This window comes from uncultured Cellulomonas sp., from assembly GCF_963527515.1.
In the GTDB taxonomy this organism is placed as follows: Bacteria; Actinomycetota; Actinomycetes; order Actinomycetales; family Cellulomonadaceae; genus Cellulomonas.
Window position 1 is genome coordinate 1 of record NZ_CAURTV010000065.1, and the last position, 20,515, is coordinate 20,515.

The 20,515-nt window shown below is 73.1% G+C and carries 21 protein-coding genes; 4 read left to right on the forward strand and 17 right to left on the reverse strand.

Annotated features, from left to right (window positions below):
- Both RYN42_RS13920 and RYN42_RS13925 read right to left on the reverse strand, forming a co-directional pair.
- Positions 1–2,270 (reverse strand): DUF4011 domain-containing protein (locus RYN42_RS13920; protein ID WP_315097071.1); only part of this gene is annotated, 2,270 nt, incomplete at its 3' end.
- Entirely contained in the window at positions 2,270–3,418 is a 1,149-nt protein-coding gene (locus RYN42_RS13925) for a M48 family metalloprotease (protein WP_315097074.1), read from the reverse strand. The genes RYN42_RS13925 and RYN42_RS13920, both read right to left, overlap by 1 nt.
- A 126-nt stretch (positions 3,419–3,544) precedes the next feature.
- On the opposite strand from RYN42_RS13925, the gene RYN42_RS13930 reads away from it, so the two are divergent.
- Positions 3,545–3,835, forward strand: a complete 291-nt coding sequence (locus RYN42_RS13930) for a zf-TFIIB domain-containing protein (RefSeq protein ID WP_315097077.1) — start codon at positions 3,545–3,547, stop codon at positions 3,833–3,835.
- A 6-nt stretch (positions 3,836–3,841) separates the two neighbouring features.
- On the opposite strand, the gene RYN42_RS13935 is transcribed toward RYN42_RS13930, so the two are convergent.
- The 10 genes from RYN42_RS13935 to RYN42_RS13980 all read right to left on the reverse strand — a co-directional run bounded on the left by RYN42_RS13935 (position 3,842) and on the right by RYN42_RS13980 (position 13,551).
- Positions 3,842–5,572, reverse strand: coding sequence for a lipase family protein (locus RYN42_RS13935; protein ID WP_315097078.1), 1,731 nt, complete (start codon positions 5,570–5,572; stop codon positions 3,842–3,844).
- Positions 5,573–5,596: 24 nt separating this feature from the next.
- Positions 5,597–5,899, reverse strand: a complete 303-nt coding sequence (locus RYN42_RS13940; RefSeq protein ID WP_315097081.1) for a hypothetical protein — start codon at positions 5,897–5,899, stop codon at positions 5,597–5,599.
- 11 nt (positions 5,900–5,910) lie between these two features.
- The gene (locus RYN42_RS13945) at positions 5,911–6,399 is read right to left on the reverse strand and encodes a hypothetical protein (RefSeq protein WP_315097082.1); all 489 of its coding nucleotides are present in this window, start codon (positions 6,397–6,399) and stop codon (positions 5,911–5,913) included.
- Between the two features lie 64 nt (positions 6,400–6,463).
- Entirely contained in the window at positions 6,464–7,816 is a 1,353-nt protein-coding gene (locus RYN42_RS13950) for an LLM class flavin-dependent oxidoreductase (RefSeq protein ID WP_315097084.1), read from the reverse strand.
- A 13-nt stretch (positions 7,817–7,829) separates the two neighbouring features.
- The gene (locus RYN42_RS13955; RefSeq protein ID WP_315097085.1) at positions 7,830–8,693 is read right to left on the reverse strand and encodes an ABC transporter permease; all 864 of its coding nucleotides are present in this window, start codon (positions 8,691–8,693) and stop codon (positions 7,830–7,832) included.
- Complete coding sequence (locus RYN42_RS13960) at positions 8,686–9,483, reverse strand: ABC transporter ATP-binding protein (protein ID WP_315097087.1); 798 nt, start codon at positions 9,481–9,483, stop codon at positions 8,686–8,688. The genes RYN42_RS13955 and RYN42_RS13960 overlap by 8 nt, the downstream gene beginning before the upstream one ends.
- The gene (locus RYN42_RS13965) at positions 9,480–10,529 is read right to left on the reverse strand and encodes an ABC transporter substrate-binding protein (RefSeq protein WP_315097090.1); all 1,050 of its coding nucleotides are present in this window, start codon (positions 10,527–10,529) and stop codon (positions 9,480–9,482) included. Before RYN42_RS13965 ends, RYN42_RS13960 begins: the two co-directional genes overlap by 4 nt.
- Complete coding sequence (locus RYN42_RS13970; protein WP_315097092.1) at positions 10,526–11,026, reverse strand: flavin reductase family protein; 501 nt, start codon at positions 11,024–11,026, stop codon at positions 10,526–10,528. Before RYN42_RS13970 ends, RYN42_RS13965 begins: the two co-directional genes overlap by 4 nt.
- Positions 11,027–11,296: 270 nt before the next feature.
- On the reverse strand, positions 11,297–13,213 hold the full coding sequence (locus RYN42_RS13975; protein ID WP_315097094.1) for a M3 family metallopeptidase: 1,917 nt from the start codon (positions 13,211–13,213) through the stop codon (positions 11,297–11,299).
- Positions 13,214–13,257: 44 nt separating this feature from the next.
- Positions 13,258–13,551 (reverse strand): DUF1905 domain-containing protein, encoded by a 294-nt coding sequence (locus RYN42_RS13980; RefSeq protein WP_315097095.1) that lies wholly within the window; start codon positions 13,549–13,551, stop codon positions 13,258–13,260.
- Between the two features lie 59 nt (positions 13,552–13,610).
- On the opposite strand from RYN42_RS13980, the gene RYN42_RS13985 reads away from it, so the two are divergent.
- A complete protein-coding gene (locus RYN42_RS13985; protein ID WP_315097097.1) occupies positions 13,611–13,949 on the forward strand; it encodes a metalloregulator ArsR/SmtB family transcription factor in 339 nt (112 codons plus the stop codon).
- Complete coding sequence (locus tag RYN42_RS13990) at positions 13,949–14,584, forward strand: SRPBCC family protein (protein WP_315097099.1); 636 nt, start codon at positions 13,949–13,951, stop codon at positions 14,582–14,584. The genes RYN42_RS13985 and RYN42_RS13990 overlap by 1 nt, the downstream gene beginning before the upstream one ends.
- A gap of 7 nt (positions 14,585–14,591) precedes the next feature.
- Here the strand turns inward: RYN42_RS13990 and RYN42_RS13995 are convergent, their stop codons facing one another.
- The 5 genes from RYN42_RS13995 to RYN42_RS14015 all read right to left on the reverse strand — a co-directional run bounded on the left by RYN42_RS13995 (position 14,592) and on the right by RYN42_RS14015 (position 18,719).
- Complete coding sequence (locus tag RYN42_RS13995; protein WP_315097101.1) at positions 14,592–15,035, reverse strand: SRPBCC domain-containing protein; 444 nt, start codon at positions 15,033–15,035, stop codon at positions 14,592–14,594.
- 23 nt (positions 15,036–15,058) lie between these two features.
- The gene (locus RYN42_RS14000) at positions 15,059–15,397 is read right to left on the reverse strand and encodes a metalloregulator ArsR/SmtB family transcription factor (RefSeq protein WP_315097103.1); all 339 of its coding nucleotides are present in this window, start codon (positions 15,395–15,397) and stop codon (positions 15,059–15,061) included.
- A complete protein-coding gene (locus RYN42_RS14005) occupies positions 15,394–15,831 on the reverse strand; it encodes an SRPBCC domain-containing protein (protein WP_315097105.1) in 438 nt (145 codons plus the stop codon). Before RYN42_RS14005 ends, RYN42_RS14000 begins: the two co-directional genes overlap by 4 nt.
- Positions 15,832–16,063: 232 nt before the next feature.
- Positions 16,064–16,888, reverse strand: coding sequence for a TspO/MBR family protein (locus RYN42_RS14010; RefSeq protein WP_315097107.1), 825 nt, complete (start codon positions 16,886–16,888; stop codon positions 16,064–16,066).
- Positions 16,889–16,931: 43 nt separating this feature from the next.
- Positions 16,932–18,719 (reverse strand): ABC transporter ATP-binding protein, encoded by a 1,788-nt coding sequence (locus RYN42_RS14015; RefSeq protein WP_315097109.1) that lies wholly within the window; start codon positions 18,717–18,719, stop codon positions 16,932–16,934.
- Positions 18,720–18,880: 161 nt separating this feature from the next.
- Between RYN42_RS14015 and RYN42_RS14020 the strand changes: the two genes are divergently transcribed.
- Complete coding sequence (locus RYN42_RS14020) at positions 18,881–20,422, forward strand: M20/M25/M40 family metallo-hydrolase (protein WP_315097111.1); 1,542 nt, start codon at positions 18,881–18,883, stop codon at positions 20,420–20,422.
- The last annotated feature ends 93 nt before the right edge of the window (positions 20,423–20,515 follow it).

The following is a 20,515-nucleotide window of genomic DNA, read 5'->3' on the forward strand; positions in this document are numbered from 1 at the left end:
GCGCGGGACAGGGCGGCCGCGAGCGCGTCGACCAGCGGGCGGGCGGGCACCCAGTCGGCCGGCTCGGGCAGCAACGCCTGGTGCGCGGGCGGCAGGTCGTCGCCCCAGCGGTGCCCGCGCAGCGCGATCAGCCGGTCGAGCACGTCCTGCACCCCGGCCAGCGCCTCCTCGTACGCACCGACCTCCGCCAGCGCCGCGGTCGTCGCGTCGATCAGCGCGGTCCGTCGGGCCTCCACAGCCTCCAGCGGCTCGTCGTCGGTCAGCCAGCGCTCGTACGTGTCGCGCAGCCCGTGCACGAACTCCTTCTTGTCCTCCTGGCTGTCGTGCACCAGCGTGCAGATCTCGCCCAGCCCCTGCGCCCGCAGCCGGGCGTGCACCACGTCGAGGGCCGCGCGCTTCTGGCACACGAAGAGGACGCGCTTGCCGTGCGCGACGAAGTCGGCCACCAGGTTGGTGATCGTCTGCGACTTGCCGGTGCCGGGCGGCCCCTGGATGACGAAGTTGTCGCCGGAACGGGCCAGCGCCACGGCGCCCAGCTGTGAGGAGTCCGCGGGGACCACGAGGTACCGGTCGGCCACGGGGATGGTCACCCCGTGCTCGGCGACGTCCCGCGGCGCGGCGGAGAACAGCTCGTCGAACGCCTCGTTCGGCATCGGCTCGGCCAGCAGTGCGTCGTAGTCGCGGACCAGGCTGAGGGTGCGGTAGTTGAAGTTGGCCAGCGTGACCATGGTCAGGTCGACGTCCCAGGTGTACGGGTTGTCGTCGGCGGTGCTCTGCACGGAGAACGTCTCGACCATGTGCTGCGGGGCGGGCGCGTCGCCCAGCTCGACCGACAGAGGGATCGGCCGGCGTTCGATGCGGTCGTGGAAGATCTGCACGCCGAGCGGGTCCCACCCCGGGCGCCGGTACGAGTACGCGTACTGGCGTCGGCCGTGCAGCGGGCGGCCGGTGGGGCGGCGTCGGCGGTAGGCCTGCAGGGCCACCTGGGCCCGGTGCCGGACCAGCTCGATGCGCGGCTTGTCGACGAGGCCGACCACCACGGCCGGCTGCGTCGCCCGCGCCTGCTTCTCGATGCTCGCCCGCAGCTCCTCGATCGCGTCGCCTGACGCCAGGTCGATCGTCTCCGGCAGCCGCAGCCCGAACAGCTCGTCCAGCTGGTGCCGCAGCACCGGGTTGACCTCCGCCACCGTGCCGGTCAGCTGCAGCCGGTAGGCGTCGCGCACCCCGCGCTGCTTGGTCAGGGTCACCGGCGCCAGCACCAACGGCGACTCGATGGGCGTGCTCGGGTCGTTCTTCACGTCGTGCCAGCGCAGGAACGCCACCACGAGCCGCAGCTGGTCCCGCCCGTACTCGGCGCGGTCCCGCCGGGCCGAGGAGATGATCGCGTCGAGCGACGCGGCGGCGTACGGGGCGTCGTCCCAGCGCACCAGCGAGCCGACGTCGACGGCCTTCCCGTCCACCAGCCGCGCGGACGCCGGCCCGCCCCACGTGAACAGCTGTGCGGCCCGCACGTGCCGCACGTCGAGCACCAGCGGCACCGACGCCTCGGTGAGGTTGATGGTCCGACCGGTGGGCCGGAAGTGCAGCAGCGGGTTGCGCCGGGACGCGTCGAACAGCCGGTCGCGCAGGTGCTCGAGGACCGCCTCGCGGCTGTCCGGGCGGGCACCGAGCACCCGGTCGAGGTCGAAGTCCTCCGGCTGGTCGCGGTACGTCTCGAGCCGCACGATGACGTCGGCCAGGTCCTGCGCGCGACGCCGGCGGTCCGGCGCGATCATCGCGCTGGCAACCGTGGCCAGCACCGGGTGCAGCCCGGGCGCCAGGGCGAACAGGTTGTTCCGCCGTTGCTGCAGGAGCGCGGCGTCCTCCTCCTCGGCCAGGTCCAGGCCGCACACCAGCGCGACGAACAGCTCCCCCAGGCTCGCGATGTCGGTGAGCTCGTCGTGGTGGCCCGCGAGGTGCTCCCACCGCTGCCAGCCGGCGACGATCCGGACCGTGCTCTCCTCGACGTCGCGATGCGACACGTCCACGGCGCCGGACGACTCCGCCGCGCTGATCGCCGCGCGGTTACGCACGGGGGGGCCGGCCAGGGACACGTCGATCGTGACCGGCTCGTCGTCGGCGTGGCTCAGCGCCGACAGACCCCGCAGCGGAGCGACGCGGCCGGTCTCGTGCAGCGCCTGCACGGCCCGGAACAGCGGAAGCAGCAGGGCCAGGACGTCGTCGGCGGGCAGGCCGCCGCGTGCGACCGCGCGCGTCACCAGGTCCCGCATCAGCCGGTCACCAGGGCGTCGGCGCGGGCGACGACCTTCGCGGTGGCCCGCTCGCCGAGGCCCAGCTCCGCATCGACCAGGGCGAGCAGCTCGTCGGCGAGGTCCACCCGCCGGGCGAGCGCCAGCACGGCGGCGAGGACGTCGAGGCTGCTGTCGTCGTCGGCCGTCGCGAAGTCGAGCAGCACGGCCGCCAGGTACCGGCGAGTCTCCGCGGTCAGCGTGGCCGGCGTGTCCGTCAGCGCGGGCGTCCCGGTCCCGACGAGCACCCCGTACCGCCGCGCCAGGTCGAGGGCCTCCTCGCTGCGGACCAGCTCGTCGGCCACCAGCATCCACACCAGCGAGCGCGTGACCTCCGCCAGCCGGTCCTGCCCCAGCACGTCGAGCGTCCCCAGGTCGAGCTGCGGACCCAGCGCCGCCGCGACCCCGGCGTCCGCCCCCGGGCCCCGCTCGGCCCACTCCTGCAGCGCCCACGCGCGCAGCACGGTCTCGGGGTGCGTGGTGCCGGCGCTGGGCACGCTGTAGTCCACCTCCGCTGCCTGCCGCAGGTACGCCGCGGAGTCGACCCTGGCCAGCCCGGTGACGATCTTGACCAGCCCGCTCACCGTCGTCGTCAGCGAGTCGCACGCCTGCATGCCGCCGCGGTCGGCGTACAGCTCGGTGGCCAGCCGGTAGCGCCGGGCGGTCTCCAGGTACTCGGAGGGGGTGCGCGCGTCGGACTCGGCCGCGTCCAGCAGGCGCGCGGCCGCCAGGTACCGGCCGTCGTCGGCGGTCCAGAGCAGGTGGTGCGCGAGCTCGTGCCCGGCCACCGCGCACAGCTCGTCGGCGTCGAGCAGGTTGAGCGTGCCGCCGGTGAGGACCAGCACCGCCCGGTCCGGCACGAACACCAGCTCCGCGTTGGCGCCCTGGCCGCGCTCGTCGACGTAGATCTCCACGGGCACCGTGACACCGAGCGCGTCCGCCGCCCGCTGCACGGCCGCGTGCACGTCGGGATGGCCGACGGGGTCGACGCGGTAGGTGTGCCGCACCAGCAGCTGCTCGAGCTCCGTGGTCGGCTCGGTCCGCCGCAAGGAGCCGAACGCCACCGGGTTCTCACGCTCCAGGAGGGTCGCCACGTCACGGTGGTACGCGAGCGGTCCCCAGTCGGTCACCGGCTGCCTCCCTCGTCGTCGCGGCCCCGGCGACGATAACGCGGCTGGGGGACATCGCGTCGTCGGGAAACCCTCCGGGTGTCCCGGTCGTTCAGCCCTCGACAGCCACCCGACGGACGGAGACCCATGAACGCCCTCATCTGCCCCAAGTGCGGCTCGGACATGCGCGCGTACGAGCGCAACGGCGTGACCATCGACCAGTGCACCGGCTGTCGGGGCATCTTCCTGGACCGCGGCGAGCTCGAGCGGCTCACGGACGCCGAGGCCGCGTTCTACGGCACCCCGGTGCCGGCACCCGCTCCGGCACCGAGCCGGTACCCGCAGGAGGACCGTCGCGACGACCGGTACCGCGGTGACCGGGACGACTACTACAAGAAGAAGAAGCGCGGCAGCTTCCTCGGTGAGCTCTTCGACTGACCGCCCTCAGGGGCACGTGTCGGTGGGCGCCTCGCCGGCGAAGCGGTCGGCGGTCCACGTGAGGAGCTGCGGGACCAGCGGGGAGTCGGCCTCCACCAGCGGGACGTGCCCCCGGCCGGCGTAGGTCCGGTGGTCCACCGCGTAGCCGGCGGCGCATCGGTCGTCGACGTACGCCTGCTGCCCCGCGGGGGTGACCAGTGTGTCGTCGGCACCCTGCGCCACCAGCAGCGGGGCGTCGATGCGGCCCGACGGCGCGTTCTCGAGCAGGCGGTCGAGAAACACCCCGCTGCTGGGGTCGCCGTTCCAGATCGGCTTGTCCAGGGCCACCGACGTCAGCGCGGAGACGAGCACGCCGGGCTCGGCCAGGCAGCGCTGCGCGGTCTCCTGCACGATGATCCGCGCCCCGGGCCGCACCACCTGGTCGAACCGGAGGTCGGCGTACTCGGCGGTGTACGCGTCCGCGACGTACGAGGCGAACAGCGGACCCACCCCCACGGTCCCGACGACGTCGACGAGCGCGGGCAGGTTGCTCGCCGGAGCGAGCGCGGCGACGCCGTCGAGCTCCACCTCGGGCGCGTACGACGGCGCCAGCATCCCCGCCCAGAGCGCCGCGTGACCGCCCTGCGAGTGCCCCCACACCACGGTCCGGTCGGCCAGCTCGACGTCGGTGAGCTGGCGGGCGGCCCGGACGGCGTCGAGCACCGAGCGGCCCTCGCCCTGGCCGACGAGGTACGGGTGCGGGCCGTGCGTACCCAACCCGGTGTAGTCGGTGGCGACCATGGCCCAGCCCTGCGCCAGCACGTCGTCCTGCACGTACATCGCGCCGGCGGCCAGCCCGTCGGTGAGCACGGAGGGCGCGCACCCGCTCGCCACCCCGGTGGTCCCGTGCGCCCAGGCGACCACCGGCACGGGCACCGACGACGCCGGTGCGACGACCAGACCGCTGGCGATCGCGGGCCGGTCCTCGTCCCGCGTGGTCGTGTAGAGGATCCGCCACGCGGTCGCCCCGGCGGGGATCTCGTCGCTGGTGAACGGCTCGCTGCGCAGCAGCTGCCCCGGCGCGGACGGGACGTCGTCCGGCGGGTCGTAGAACGCGTCCGGCACGGGCACCCCGCGCTGCAGGGTGAGGCTGACCGCCACGAGCGCGACGGCGACCAGCGCGCCGAGGACCGTGCCCGTGAGACGCCACGGGCCACCGCGGGGCGCCCGTCGCCGCAGCGACAGCCGGCCCAGGTCCGCGTCCCGCCCGCGCACGGCGGCGACGATCTCGCGGACGCCCACGATCACCAGGCGCACCGCGAACACCACCGCGACGACCAGCACCGAGACGTCCGGCCACGCGAGGGCCAGCACGCCGAGCACGATCGCCGTGGCGCCGCCGACCACCGCGTTCACCCGCGCCGTCCCGGTGACGCCCCGCGCCTGCACCACGTCGAGCACGCCACCCACCACCAGGGCGACCGCCAGGACCAGGGCGAGCACGCGGACCGTCACCCCGGGCCACACCACGATCGCGAGGGCGGCACCGGCGGCGACGACAGCCCGTAGCAGCCCCCACCGGCTCTGGCCCGTGAGCTCGCCGACGCCGACGACCACCAGCCCCGTCACCACCAGGACGACCAGCACGGCCAGCGACGAGAACGGCCGCACCGCCAGCACCGCCCCGAGCAGCACCGCCACGACCCCGATCGCCAGCCGCAGGCTCCGCGGAGCCTGGTGGTGGACGCGAGTGTGCACCTGCCGAACGTAGCGCGGGGGCGGTCAGACCAGCCGTTCGACGAACGCGATCACCGTGGAGTCGTTCCAGCCGGTGACCCCCTCGAACACGGTCGCACGCTCGGGCGAGGCCATCCACACCTGCTCGAGCCGGCGGAACTCGTCCTGGTCGCCCTCGGCGCTCACGGCCCAGGTGAACTCCGCGGCCTCCCGGTTGAGGTACGCGGACTCGACGGTGAACCCGTACGCGGACCGGCCCGGGACCAGGCGCGAGGGCCACCAGGCGAGGAACTCGTCGACCAGGTGCGGCTTGAGGTGGTAGCGGCGGAGCTGGACTGTGCGGGTCATGGCGGATCCTCTCAGTGCACGCGCAGGGAACCGACCGTCGCCTCGACGTGGATGACGGCGTCGCGCAGCGCGAGACCGGTGAGGGTCGCGCCCTCCACCTTGGTCGTGATCGCGCGCTGGACGTCGATCACCACCCAGGGCTCCGACTCGCCGCGCTGCACCTCCACCAGTCCCGGCGGCAGGCCGCGGTCCCGCAGCGCGGTGTTGATGGGACCGACGAGGTACGGCACCAGCTTGTGCGCAGGCAGGGCCCGCGCGTGCGCGGTCACCACGAGCGTCACCCTGCCCGCGGAGTAGTCGGCGAACCGCACCGTGGCCGTGACCGTGCCGGCCGCCGCCGCGGCGAGGCGCAGGGCGGTGGACGGGTCCGGGATCGCGCGCAGGTCGATGTCCGCGTGGATCGTCGAGCCCTCGCACCGCAGCTCCCGCACCATCGGCGGGAGCGGCTCCTTCGCCACCGCGAGGGCGACCGCCTCGGCGAACGGAAGGGCGAGCTGCATCGGGGCTCCTCGGTGGGCGGACGGTGACCCCAGAACCGTACGGCCTGTCGCCCCGGTGAGCAGGTCATCCAGCCGCGCTGGCCGCCACCTCGATCGCGTGCCGGTTGACGTGCGACTGCAGGCCGAGGTTCTCCCGCAGCGTCGCCCCCTCGTACTCCCGCCGGAACAGCCCACGGTCCTGCAGGATCGGGACCACGGTGTCGACGAACACGTCCAGACCGCCCGGCAGGTACGGCGGCATGACGTTGAACCCGTCGGCGGCGCCCTGCTCGAACCAGGTCTGGATCTCGTCGGCCACCTCGGTCGGGGTGCCCGCGAACGTGCGGTGCCCGCGCCCACCGCCGAGGCGCGCGATGAGCTCGCGCACGGTGAGGTTCTCGCCCTCCGCGAGGTCGCGCACCAGCTGGTAGCGGCTCTTGTTGCCCTCGATCGAGTCGATCGGCGGGATGGGCGGCAGCGGGGCGTCCAGCGGGTGGTCCGTCAGGTTGACGCCGAGCATCCCGGACAGCTGACGGAGGGCGTAGTCCGGCGAGATGAGGTCGGTGAACTCCTGCTCGAGCGCCTTCGCCTCGGCCCTGGTGGGCGCGATGAACGGGACGATGCCCGGCAGCACCGCCAGGTCCTCCGGGCGACGGCCGTACGCGGCGAGCCGGCCCTTGAGGTCCGCGTAGAACGCCTGACCCTCCGCCAGGGTGCGCTGCGCGGTGAACACGGCCTCCGCGTAGCGGGCGGCGAACACCTTGCCCGACTCCGACGAGCCGGCCTGCACCAGCAGCGGGCGACCCTGCGGTGAGCCCGGGACGTTCAGCGGGCCGGCCACCCGGAAGTGCTCGCCCACGTGGTCCGCGCGGTGCACCTTCGTGGCGTCGGCGAACACGCCCGCGGCCGCGTCGAGCTGGATCGCGTCCGACTCCCAGGAGTCCCAGAGGGCGAGGGCGACGTCGAGGAACTCGGTGGCGCGTCCGTACCGGTCGGCGTGCGCGCGGACCCTGTCCAGGCCGAAGTTGGCGGCCTCCGCGTCGGTGCCGGAGGTGACGATGTTCCAGCCGGCACGCCCGCCGCTGATCCGGTCCAGGGACGCGAACGCGCGGGCCAGCAGGTACGGCTCGTAGTAGCTGGTGGACGCCGTCGCGATGAGGCCGACGTGCGTCGTGGCGCCGGCGATGGCGGTCAGCAGGGTGATCGGCTCGAACACCGCCTGGGTGTTGCGGTGCACGTTCGGGCCCACCGCGAGCCCGTCGGCGAAGAACACCGAGTCGAGCCGGCCGCGCTCGGCGATCCGGCCCAGCTCGACGTAGTGCGCGACGTCGAGCGCGCGGGACGGGTCGACGCGGGGGTGGCGCCAGGCGGCCTCGTGGTGGCCGACGCCCATGAGGAAGGCGTTGAGGTGCAGCGTTCGAACGTGGGTGCGGCTCATGAGGGCTCCAGGGTCAGGAGGTGGGGCGCCAGCGCGACAGCCGGCGCTCGGCGAGCAGGAGGACGGCGTTGATCGACAGCCCGACGAGCGCGATCGTGATGATCCCGGCGTACATGGCGGGGATCTGGAAGTTCTGCTGGGCGGCGGTCACCAGGTAGCCGAGGCCCGCGCGGGCACCGACCATCTCCGCGGCGACCAGGACGAGGATCGACGCGGCGCCGGCCATGCGGACGCCCGTGAAGATCGTCGGGACCGCCGCCGGGAGCGTCACCTTGGTGAACAGCTGCAGGGGGCTGAGCCCGAGCGACCGCGCCGACTTGAGCAGCAGCGGGTCGACCGTGCGGACGCCCGTGATGGTGCTCAGCAGGACGGGGAAGAAGCAGGCGTAGACCACGAGCGCGATCTTCGACGTCTCCCCGATGCCGAGGATGAGCACGAACACCGGCAGCAGGGCCAGCGCGGCGGTGTTCCGGAACAGCTCCAGCACCGGGTTGAGGAACCGGGCGACGGATGGCGAACGACCGATCAGGGCGCCCAGCGGGATGGCCGTGGAGACCGCGATCGTCAGTCCCACCAGCCCGCGGGTGAGGCTGGCCTGCAGGTGCGCGGTCAGCTGCCCGCTGCCCGCCAGGTCCGCGAGCGCCGCCAACGACGTGCTGAGCGGCGGCAGGAACACCGCGTCGACGAGCCCGAGCCGTGGCGCCACCTCCCACAGGGCGGCGAACACGACGATCGCCGCGCTGCCGCGCACGAGCCGGCCGAGCGCGGGACGGAGCCGGGCCGGACGCCGCTCGACGACGAGTCCCGCGCGTCGCCGGTAGTCCTCCGGCGCCTGGTCGAGGGTGGGTGCGGGGCGCGTGAGCGTGGAGCTAGACATGGGCTGCCTCTCGGTCGGCGGGGAGCTGCTGGAGGGCTGACCACACGCGGTGGCGCAGCCGTCCGAACGCCGGATCGGAGCGGACGTCCTCGCCCGGCACCGGGTCCAGGTCGATGTGGATGAGGTCGCTGATCCGCCCCGGGCGCGGCGTCATGACGGCGACCCGCTGCCCGAGGTAGACGGCCTCGTCGATGCCGTGCGTGATGAACACGACCGTCTTGCCGGTGGCCCGCCAGATGCGCAGCAGCTCGTCCTGGAGCGACTCTCGGGTCTGCGCGTCGAGCGCGGCGAACGGCTCGTCCATGAGCAGCACCCGCGGGTCCACCGCGAGCGCCCGGGCGATGGCCACCCGCTGCTTCATGCCGCCCGACAGCTCGTGCGGGTACCGGTCCTCGAACCCGGTCAGGCCGACCAGGTTCAGGTGCTCGTCGGCCTGCCGTGCACGCAGCAGGCGCGGGACCCCGATCGACTCCAGGCCCAGCTCGACGTTCTTGCGCGCGGTGCGCCACGGCAGCAGCGCGTACTGCTGGAACACCACGGCGCGGTCGGTGGCAGGCCCCGTGACGGGTTGGCCGTGGAGCAGGATCCGCCCGGAGGTCGGCGTCGTCAGCCCGGCGACGAGGTCCAGCAGCGTCGACTTGCCGCAGCCGCTGGGTCCGACGACCGCCAGGAACTGCCCGTCCGGCACCTCGAGGTCCAGGTCCTGCACGGCGGTGAACCGCGCGCTGGCGCCCTTGTCCCGGACGACGAAGTCCTTGCGCACCCCCTCGACCACCAGCGCGGCGGTCACGGGAGCGCCTCGCCGTCGGGACCGGCGGACGCGTCGTACGTGCCGTTCGCGTACGGGTTGAACTCGTTGGTGTACAGGTCCTCGGGGTCGATCTGCCCCTTCTCCAGCGTGCCCTCGCGGACCAGCCAGTCGACCCACAGCGAGATCTCCTCGGGCTTGATCACGCCGCCCGGCGCCGCCACGCCGGTGCTCTTCCAGAACTGCACCAGCTCCGTGCTCTCCTCGCGGTCGCGCGCCTCGATGATCGTCTCGAACCGGTCGATCACCTCCTCGCGGGGGCGGGTCTGCGTCCAGCGCACGGCCCGCGCGACGCCCTGCACGAAGTCCGCGACGGCCTCGGGGTGCTCGGCCAGGAAGTCGTCCCGGAACACGTACGAGCCGTAGGTGAACTCCCCGTACAGGGACGTGTCGGTGAACAGCGGCCGCAGCCCGCCCCGCTCGAGCGCGCTGTCCCGGAACACGCCACCGAGCGTGCCGACGTCGATCTGCCCCTCGCGCAGCGCCTGCTCGGTGGACACCGGCGGGACGACGACCAGCTGCACGGTGGCGACCTCGTCCTGGGTGAGGCCCTGCTCGGCCAGCCACTCCCTGACGACGAACTCGTGGTGCGCGCCGAGGGTGTTCATCCCGACCTTCTTGCCGACGAGGTCCGCGGCGGACCGGATCGGGCTGTCCTCCAGCACGTAGTAGCCGTTGAACGCGACGTCGTCGGACCCGTAGTAGCCGATCACCGACGTGATGGGCGACCCCGCGGCGACGAGCTTGGCGATCGCGCCGTTGAACGCGCCGCCGAAGTCGGTCTGCCCCGTGGCGGCCGACTGGATGTCCTGCGGTCCGCTGGTCGTGTCGCCCACCCAGTCGAGCGTGACGTCCTCGAGGTAGCCGAGGTCGTCGGCCAGCTCCGGCAGGGTGACCTGCCCGGCGTTCCCCTGGTAGCGCAGCGCCACGGGCGCGCCCTCCTCGGGGCTCGCCGCCGCGGTGGAGCACCCCGCCGCGAGCGCCGCCACGACGAGCAGCGTCGCCGCGGACGCGAGACGGCGGCTCATGACGCGATCCGGCGGTAGTCGCCGGCCCAGTACAGGAGCGGCTCACGGGTGCCGACGACGCGCACGTCGTTGACCTCGGCGAGCACCACGAACTGCTCCCCGGCGGCGATGCGGTGGGTGATCGTGACGCGCAGCGCGATCGGCGCGAGCGTGAGGACCGGCTCCCCGGTGGCCAGCCGGTGCCACGGCGTCGCGGCCCCGAACCGGTCGGCGCCGTGCGTGGCGAACGTGCGGGCGATGTCGGTGTGCGCGGCGTCCAGCAGGTTGATCACCGCCGTCGGCGCCTCCCGCAGCGCGGGCCAGCTGGACGAGGACTCGTTGATGACGAAGGAGACGATGGCCGGCTGCGCGGACACCGACGTCAGCGACGTGGCGGTGAAGCCGTGCGGGCCGTCGTCGCCGTCGAGGGTGACGACGATGACGTCGCCGGCGTACTCGCGGAAGACGCGTCGGTACGTCTCCCGGTCGACGGTGGGGGGTGGGGTCAGCAAGGACACGGAGGTCTCCTGGGGGTAGGCGAAGGCAGCCCGCCCCTGGACCGGGGCGTGGCGGAGGAAGATCGGATCAGCGGCCCGGCGTCAGCGCGCGGGCGGGGGTGCGTGCGGCGGGACTACCGGCCGGAGCACATGACGCGACGACAACACCAGGTCGACCGGGCGGCGTCGCGAAGCGACGCGGCGAGGCCGACGAGCGGAGCCGTGGAGGTCATGGTGCGACCGTAGTTATACCTGACTGATTTGATCAACTTTCGTCCACCCAGTGGGACGTCAGACGCTCGTGCCCTCCGACAGCCACGCCTCGAACGCCGCGAACGAGGACGGCCGGCCGAGGAACCGCTCCACCAGCTCGGCGGCGTCGGCGGAGCCCCCGGGCTCCAGGATCGACTCGCGGTACTGCCGCCCGACCTGCGGGTCCATCAGCCCGTCGGTGAACGCCGTGCGCAGGTCCTTGGCGATGATCAGGCTCCAGAGGTACGTGTAGTACGCGGAGCCGTAGCCGTCGAGGTGGCCGAAGCCCGCGTACTGGTGCGTCTCGGGGATCGGCGTGTACGGGCCGAACCGTGCGTCGATGGCCGCGGTGTAGGCGGCGAGGTCGGCCGGCGGGTCGGCGTGCAGGCCGTGGGACAGGGCCGTGTAGTTGAGCTGCCGACGCGTCCAGGCGCCACGCGCGAACGCGTCCGCACGGCGCATCCGCTCCACCAGCGCGGCGGGGATCGGCTCCCCGGCGGCGTTCGTCGCGAAGGAGCCGAGCACGCCCGCGTCCCAGCCCCACTCCTCGAGAAGCTGGCTGGGTGCCTCCACGAAGTCCCACTCGGTGGCGACGCCCGAGAACATGGCCCACGGCTGGTGGCCGCCGAGGACCTCGTGCACCAGGTGCCCGAGCTCGTGGAAGAACGTGAGCACGTCGTCGTGCTCCATCAGCCCGGTGGGGAAGTTGCACACGAGGGAGCCCTCGGGCAGCGACCGTCCCGCGATGCCGGGCACCAGCGGGAACTGGGCGGCGTGGTTGAACTTCCCGGCCCGCGGGTGCATGTCCAGGTAGACCCGCCCGATCGCGCGGCCGTCGTCGGTGACGTCGTACACCTCGACGTCCTCGTGCCACGTCGGCGCCTCGACGCGCACCAGCGCGATCCCGAACAGCCGCGAGACGACGTCGAGCACGCCCGGCTTCACCGCCTCGTACCGGAAGTACTCGCGGACCTCGCGGGAGTCGACGTCGTGCTGCTCGTTCTTGATGACCTGCTCGTAGTAGAGGTTGTCCGCCGCGGTCACCGCCGTCGCGTCGGGCACGTCCTGGCGGTAGCGCGCGAGCATGACGTCGACGTCGTGCGCCGCCGCGGACGCCGTCAGCGCGTCCAACCGCTCGACCAGGTCGGCGATGGCCTGGCCGGAGCCGATCATCTTGACCTCGGCGTCGTACGTCGGCCAGTCCGGGTAGCCCAGCAGCGCGGCCCGCTCGGCGCGCAGCCGGAGCAGCTCCGCCAGGATCGGCTCGTTGGCGGGCCAGCCGATCCGCTGGTGCTCCGCGGTGAGCGCGAGCCGTACCGACGGGTCGGTGGCGTACGTGCGGACCGGCAGCAGGTCCGGGTACTCGGTGGTCAGGGTGACCAGCCCGTCCTCGCCCGCGGGGTGCTCGGTGCGGAAGTCGTCGGGCAGCCCGTCCAGCTGATCGGGCCGCACCTGGATGCTGCGCGCCCCTTCGCGGATGTTCCGCGAGAACTCCAGCCCCAGCTCCGTGCACCTCTGCGCCAGCGCCCGCAGGCGGTCCCGGTCCTCCTCGGAGCGGTCGACGCCCGCGCGGCGGAAGTCGCGCAGCACGTGCTCACGCACGCGGGCGGCACCTGCGTCCAGACCCCCGGGGTCGGTCGCGGCGAGCACCTGCCAGAGCTCGTGGTCCAGCCCGCGCTCCGTGACCAGGTCCTCCGCGGCCTGCGCCCGCTCCTCCGCGGCGGCCCGCAGCTCGGCGTCGGGGTGCACCTCCGAGAGCAGGTGGGCGGCCGACGAGCCGGTCGCGATCGCGATGTCGGCGTCGTTCCACAGGCCGAGCACCTCGATGGTGCTGCGGGGAGTGCCGTCCTTCAGCCGGGCCAGCAGCGCGCGCGCGTCGCCGAGCGCGGCGTCCACGGTGTCGGCGAGGAAGGCCGGCCAGGCGGCGGCGTCGGTCGGGAAGGCGGTCGGCTGCATCCGCCGACGATATCCACGGGCACGCCGGACCGCCGCGCATTTGCTCAGCGCGGACCGGGCAGCACCAGTCGGACCGTGACCACGTCGCCGAGGTCGAGCAGCTCCGCCTTGCGCACCAACGCCTTGACGAGCACCAGGTAGCCGCCGTCCTTGGGGAACAGGGACGTCTCCCACTCGGTGTCGTCGATGCGGGCGAGGACCGGGATGACGCCCCAGCCGTAGGTGACCTGCGCGGACACGGCCTTGATCGTGGCGCTCTGCGGCTCCGGCACCCGCACGTAGTGGAACGGGGAGGGGCCGCGCCAGTAGATGATCTCGCCGCTGAACTCCAGCTCCATGACTCCAGGATGGCATGTGCGTCTTGACTTATATAAGCGCGGGATGAAACATTTGTCCCGTGCACGCCTTCGACGTCCTCGGTGACCCGGTCCGCCGACGCCTCCTGGAGCTGCTCGCCGACGGCGAGCGGGCGGCGGGCGACCTCGCCGAGACCGTGCACGCCGAGTTCGGGATCAGCCAGCCCGCCGTGTCGCAGCACCTGAAGGTCCTGCGGGAGCACGGGTTCGCCTCGGTACGGCCGGAGGGGGCTCGTCGGGTCTACGCGGTCCGCGCCGAGCCCCTGCAGGAGGTCGACGACTGGCTGCGGGCGTTCCACCGGTACTGGACCCCCCGGCTCGCCGCACTCGACACCGAGATCGCCCGCGGACAGCGGGCCCGACGCACCAAGGAGACCTGATGACCGAGACCGTGCAGACCGACGGCCAGCTCGACGCGGTGAGCCGCGCCGTGACCGCCACCCGTGACGGGGACACGATCGCCACCGTGGCGACGATCAGCCAGACCTACGGCACCGACGCCGAGGACCTCTGGGACGCCTGCACCACGGCCGAGCGGCTGGCGCGCTGGTTCGGGCCGGTCAGCGGCGACCTGCGCCTGGGCGGCGAGTACCAGATCGAGGGGAACGCGCACGGCACGGTCACGTCCTGCACCCCGCCGCGCACCTTCACCCTGACGTGGGAGATGTACGGACCACCCACGTTCCTCACCGTCACGGTGGAGCCCGACGGCGCCGACCGCGCACGCCTCACGCTGGAGCACAGCGGCTCCCTCGACGCCGCCCTGTGGGACCAGATGGGCCCCGGCGCCGTCGGCATCGGCTGGGACCTCGCGCTGGTCGGCCTGGCGCACCACCTGGCCACCGGCAGCGACACCCCGGCCGAGGCGACCGGGTGGCTGGAGACCGGCTCGGGCCGCGAGTTCCTCACCGACAGCAGCCGGCGGTGGGCCGACGCCTCGATCGCGGCCGGGACCCCCGAGGCCGACGCCCGCGCCGCGCAGGAGCGCACGACGGGGATGTTCCTCGGGGGCTGACCCTCGGTCAGTGCCAGTCGGAGATCACCAGGTCGTCCGGCGCCGGTGCACCGGTGCCGGTCTCGACCAGCTGCTTGAGGCTGACCAGGAACGTGGCCCACTTGGTGCTGCAGTGGTGCATGAACTCCACCGGCTCCTGCCAGCCCTGGTGGGAGAACAGGACGATCGCGTAGTCGCCCTCCTGCCGCAGCTCCCACCGGACGGTCGTCCCGATCCACTCGGCCGGCCCGTCCACGACCTCCCACAGCACGCGGCGACCGGGCTCCTGCTCGAGCACCACCATGTCGAAGCCGCCCTGCGGGAACCGGAACGCCAGCAGGCCGCCCACGTCGGGCTCCCCCGTCGTGTCCACCGTCCACCAGGACGCGAGGCCCTCGATCGTCGTCAGCGCCTCGTACACGTCGTGGGGCGTGGCGCCCTTCATGCCCACCCGGTGCAGGATGTCCACCATCTCGATCGCCTCTCTCCTCGTGGTCAGTTCGTCGTGCTGCGTTCGATCGCCTCGGCGATCCGCTTGATCCGCCGCAGCCGGGCGTCCCAGGCCGCGCCGACGTCGGCCAGCTGTGCGACCGCGCGGGCCAGCTGCGCCTCGTTTACCCGGTACCGGCGCTCGCGCCCGGCGGGGCTCACGTGGACCAGCCCGACGCGGTCCAGCACCACCAGGTGCTTGGCGACCGCCTGCCGGGTCACGGGCAGGTGCTCGCTGAGGGAGGTCGCCGTGCCGGCCCCCTCGGTCAGGAGCAGGTCGAGCATCCGGCGCCGCGTCGGGTCCCCGACGGCCGACCACAGGTCGTCGTCGACGACGGTGCTCATGGCGTCGACACCAGCCGCTCGGCGTACGCGGCGATGGCCGGCACGAACACGTCCCAGCCGCTGACGTGGTCGGCGTAGGCCGCCTCGAGGGCCGCGACCTCCCAGCCCTTCTCCCGGAACCCGGTCTCCGTGAGCCGCAGCAGGGTTCCTGTGCCGGACGGGACGAGGTCGAAGGTGACCAGCAAGGACGCCTCGGCGCCCTCGTCGTACACCCAGCGGAACGAGAACTGTCGAGGCGGGTCGGCCACCACGACCGTGAACCGCTCGACGTGGCCTTCCCAGGCGATCTCGCCGGTCGCCCCCGGGGTCGGTGACAGGTCGGTCTCGGCGCCGTTCCACCACTGGCGGATGTGCTCCGGGCTGCTGATCACCCCGAACACGACCTCCGGCGAGGCGTGGACGTGGATCTCGCGGTCGATGCGTCCGGGCTCCATGGGTTTCCCGCTTTCTGCAACGATTGGTTGCAGATGACGCTACGCCGCGCCGGCCGGTTACGCAACCATCGGTTGCATGCGAGCCGCGAGAACAACACTGGACGCGTCCAGGGCCGGGATAACGCGTCCCACGTTGTTCTCGCCCGCGGCCGCCCGCGGCCCACTGCGCGAGAACAACCTGGGTGGCGCTCTCGTGGTGCGGAACAGCACTCAGGTTGTTCTCGCCCTGAGGTCAGCGGCGGCGGGCGGCCAGGGTCGTCACCACGGGGGCCAGCAGGGCGACGGCCGACGCGACGAACGCGGCCGTCGCGACCGTGTCGTCCAGCACCGGGCCGTTGGTGCGACCGAGGCCGATCCACGCCAGCCCCCACGCCATGGCCAGGCCGACCGGCACGACCACCGTCGGCCGCGTCCGTCCGAACACCGCGTACGCCACGGACAGCGCGGCTGCGGCAGCCAGCACGATGACCGACCAGGCCGTCGCGCCCAGGCCGAGCTCGCCGGCCCCGGCGTCCGCCAGGAAGGCGGCGATGTTCGCCAGCGACGCGACGCTGACCCAGCCCAGGTACAGGCCGACCGTGACGTCGGTGACGACGGAGGTCGCGGCGCCGGTGTGCGCGATCCGGACCAGCCGGACGAAGATCGTCGCCAGCACGGCCAGCAGCGCCAGGATCACCACGACGCTGCCGCCCACGGAGCCGGCCTGCACGACGCCGATCCACAGCGCGTTGAGCAGCATCGACGCCAGCACCCACCACGACACCGCGCGCAGCCGGGGGTCGGCTGCCGCGCGCGGCAGCGCCTGGACGACCGCGAAGACGGCCAGCCCGGTGTAGATCACCGACCAGATCGAGAACGCCGGCGAGTCAGGGGCCAGCGGCGTGGCGGTCGCGGACAACGCGCCCCCGGCGGCCTCGGCGATCGGCTGCCCGCCGAACGCGCCCGAGCCGACGGCGGCGCCGGCGATCGCGACGGCGGCGCCGACCAGGACCGTGACCTGCCGGACCCGGTCGCGGGACGTGACGGGTGCGTCGAGGGCTGCGCTCAGGGTCTCCATGCCTCCACGATGCCAAACCTCAGCATGCTGAGCATCTCGAGAGCTAGACCCCGACGCTCTCCGACGACCGCCCGGGCAGCTCCACCCCGATGCGCAGCGCCTCGACCAGGTCCCGGTACAGGGCGTCGGTCGCCAGCAGCTCCTCGTGCGTCCCGCGGGCTCGCACCCGGCCGTCCTCCATGACGAGGATCGTGTCGGCGTCGAGGACGGTGGACAGCCGGTGCGCGACCGTGACGACGGCCCCGCGCGACGCCAGGTCCCGGATGCAGTCGTGGATCGCCGACTCCGTCAGCCCGTCCACCTGCGCGGTCGCCTCGTCGAGCAGCAGCACGTCCGGCGCCTTGAGGATCGCGCGGGCCAGGGCGATGCGCTGGCGCTGCCCACCGGACACGGAGGTCGAGGTCAGCGACGTGTCGAGCCCCTCGGGGAGCGCGTCGAACGCGCCCTCCAGCCGGAGCGCTGCGAGCACCCGGTCCAGCTCCTCGTCCGTGGCGTCGGGCGCGCTGAACAGCAGGTTGTCGCGGATCGAGCCCGGTACGATCGGCGTCTCCTGCTCGACGTACGCGAACCGCTGACGCAGGCGGTCGTGGCCGATCTCGGCGAACGGGCGACCGTCCAGGAGCAGCTCGCCCGACTGCGGCTCGAGGAACCGGAGCAGCAGCGAGAACACGGTGGTCTTGCCGGCACCCGATGGGCCCACCAGGGCGGTGTGCCCACGCCGGGGCACGGCGATCGAGATGTCGCGGACCGCCGGCTCCGCGTCCGGGCCGTAGGCGGCGGTCACGTTCCGCAGCTCGATCACGGGTGTGGCGTCGTCGGGCGCGTCGACGGCGGAGACGGTGGCGATCGGCTGCTCGCTCTCCATGTCCGTCACCTCCCGGATGCGCGCGGCCGCCGCGATGCCGGACTGCAGCTGCGTGAAGCTCTGGGTGAGCTCGGTGATCGGCCCGACGATGTTGAACGCGTAGAGCAGGAACGCCACCAGGCTGGACACGGCCAGCAGGCCCTCGGACACCCGCCACGCGCCCAGCCCGAGGATCACCACGATGGCCAGCTGGATCCCGCCCCAGGAGATGGTCCACGCCACCGCGGTGGTCCGGACCGCACGCACCGAGTGGTCCTTGGCGTCGCGGGCGTCGGCCAGGATCCGCTCGCCCTGCCGCTCCTCGGCGCGGCTCGACTTGACCGTCCGGACCGCCCGCAGCGTCCCCTCGAGCGTCCCGCCCAGCCGCCCGACCGACTCCTGCGCGGCCTGCTGCGCGGTCGCGATGCCCGGCAGGAGCAGTGCCATGAGGACGCTGACGACGATGATCGCGCCGATCGTCGTGGCCAGCAGCACCAGGTCCAGGACGGCCATGAGGATGAGGGTCCCGACCAGGGCGACGACGCCGTTGACCAGGCTGACCAGGCTGGACGACGCCGCCTCGCGCAGGAGCAGCGTGTCCGAGGTGGTGCGCGTGACCAGCTCACCGACCGGTCGCCGGGTCACCGCGGGGACCGTCGCGCGCAGGAAGTGCCGCACCAGCGACTCGCGCGCGTCGAGCACGATCCGCTCGGCCACCGTGCCCATGAGAATCCACTGGGCGAGCCCGATCGCGGAGCCGAGCACCAGGATCGCGAGCAGCAGCGTGATCGGCCGGGCCAGGCTCAGGCCGCCGGACAGCGAGTCGAGGACCCACTTGGTGACCATCGGCGTCGCGAGGCCCATGGCCGTCGCGGCGAGGCTGAGCGTGAGCCCGACGAGCAGCGCGCGCCGGTGCGGCCAGGCGAACCCGATGAGGATGCGCAGCCGGTCGCCGCGCGGGAGGTCGCTGGGCGTGGTCTCGGTCATCGCCCCAGTGGACCATCCGGCAGCACGACGCGGCCAGGGAGTTCGCTGAGGGCCGCGAGCCTTCCCCCGGTGTCCGATCTGTGCTGATCTTGGCTGGGCCGACAGGGGGTTGGCCCACGGCGTGGCCCAGGGGCGACGCCGACACGTGAGGAGGCTCGCCCGTGACGCCACGTCGCACACTGGTCGCACTCGTCTCATCGATCACCATCGTCGCCGCCGGGGCCCTCGCGTCCCCGGCAGCGGCGCACGGTCGGGGCACCCCGGCCGAGAGGTTCGCCCAGCAGGTCAGCACCCGCAACGTCCAGGGCCACCTGGCCGCTCTGCAGAAGATCGCCGACCAGAACGGCGGCAACCGCGCCGCCCTCACCCCCGGCTACGAGGCGAGCGCGCGCTACGTCGAGCGCACCCTGCGCAAGGCCGGGTACCGCACGGAGCGTGACCCGTTCACGTTCGACCGCGACGTCATCGACGCGGCCACGCTCACCGAGAACAGCCCCGGCTCGGCCGCCTACGAGGTCGACCAGATGGAGTTCTCGCCCAACGCTCCCGCCGGCGGGGTCACCGCGGACCTCGTCGCACCGGCCGACCCGCTCGGCTGCACCGCCGCAGCCTGGGAGGGTGTCGACGCCGAGGGGAAGATCGCCCTGATCAGCCGCGGCTCGTGCCCGTTCGCCGACAAGGCCGTCGCCGCCGACGCAGCTCAGGCGGTGGGCGTCGTGATCTACAACAACCTCGCCGACGTGCAGCTGTTCGGCACCCTCGGCGCGGAGGGTCTGGTCGACATCCCCGTCGCCGGTATCCGGCAGGCCGACGGGCAGGCGCTCGTCGCGGCGCTCGCGGCCGGCGTCGTGAACGTGACGCTCGACCTGTCCAGCCACGTGGAGACCGTCGAGTCGTTCAACGTGATCGCCGAGACCCGGCAGGGACGCGACGACAACGTCGTCATGCTCGGCGCGCACCTCGACAGCGTCGAGGAGGGACCCGGCATCAACGACAACGGCACCGGGTCGGCGACGATCCTCGAGGTCGCCGTGCGGCTGGCCAAGACGCACACCCGCCACCACAACACCGTGCGGTTCGCGTGGTGGGGCGCCGAGGAGCTCGGGCTCGAGGGCTCGACCGCGTACGTCGAGGAGCTGGCCACGCAGGAGGGCGAGCTGGACCGGATCGCCACCTACCTGAACTTCGACATGGTCGGCTCGCCCAACTACATCATCGGCGTGTACGACGCGGACCAGTCGACCTACGAGGCCCCTGTCGAGGTCCCCGCCGGATCGGCGGAGACCGAGGACGTGCTGACTGGCTGGTTCGACTCGATCGGGCAGCCGTGGGTGGACACCGAGTTCTCGGGCCGCTCCGACTACCAGGCGTTCATCCTCAACGGCGTGCCCGCGTCGGGTCTGTTCACGGGGGCCGACGACATCAAGACCCCGCAGGAGGTCGCGCTCTTCGGCGGCACCGCCGGGATCACGCACGACCCGAACTACCACTCGGCGGCTGACGACCTGAGCAACGTCAACGCGACCGCGCTCGCGATCATGACGAAGGCGATCGCCGCGGCCACCTACACGCTCGCGTGGGACACCTCGGCCATCAACGGGGTCTCCGGCCCGGGCGACGGTCACCAGTGGCCCGGTCACGGGCACGGGCCCGGCCGGCACGGCGAGGAGCTCGACCGCTCCGGCACGGAGCGCGCGGCCTGACCTGCGGGTGGCGGGCAAGCACCAGGGGGGGCGCCACCCGCGGGGGCGTGGCGGGGGGCCCGCGGGGCCCCGATCGACCGCCCCCCGCCGGGG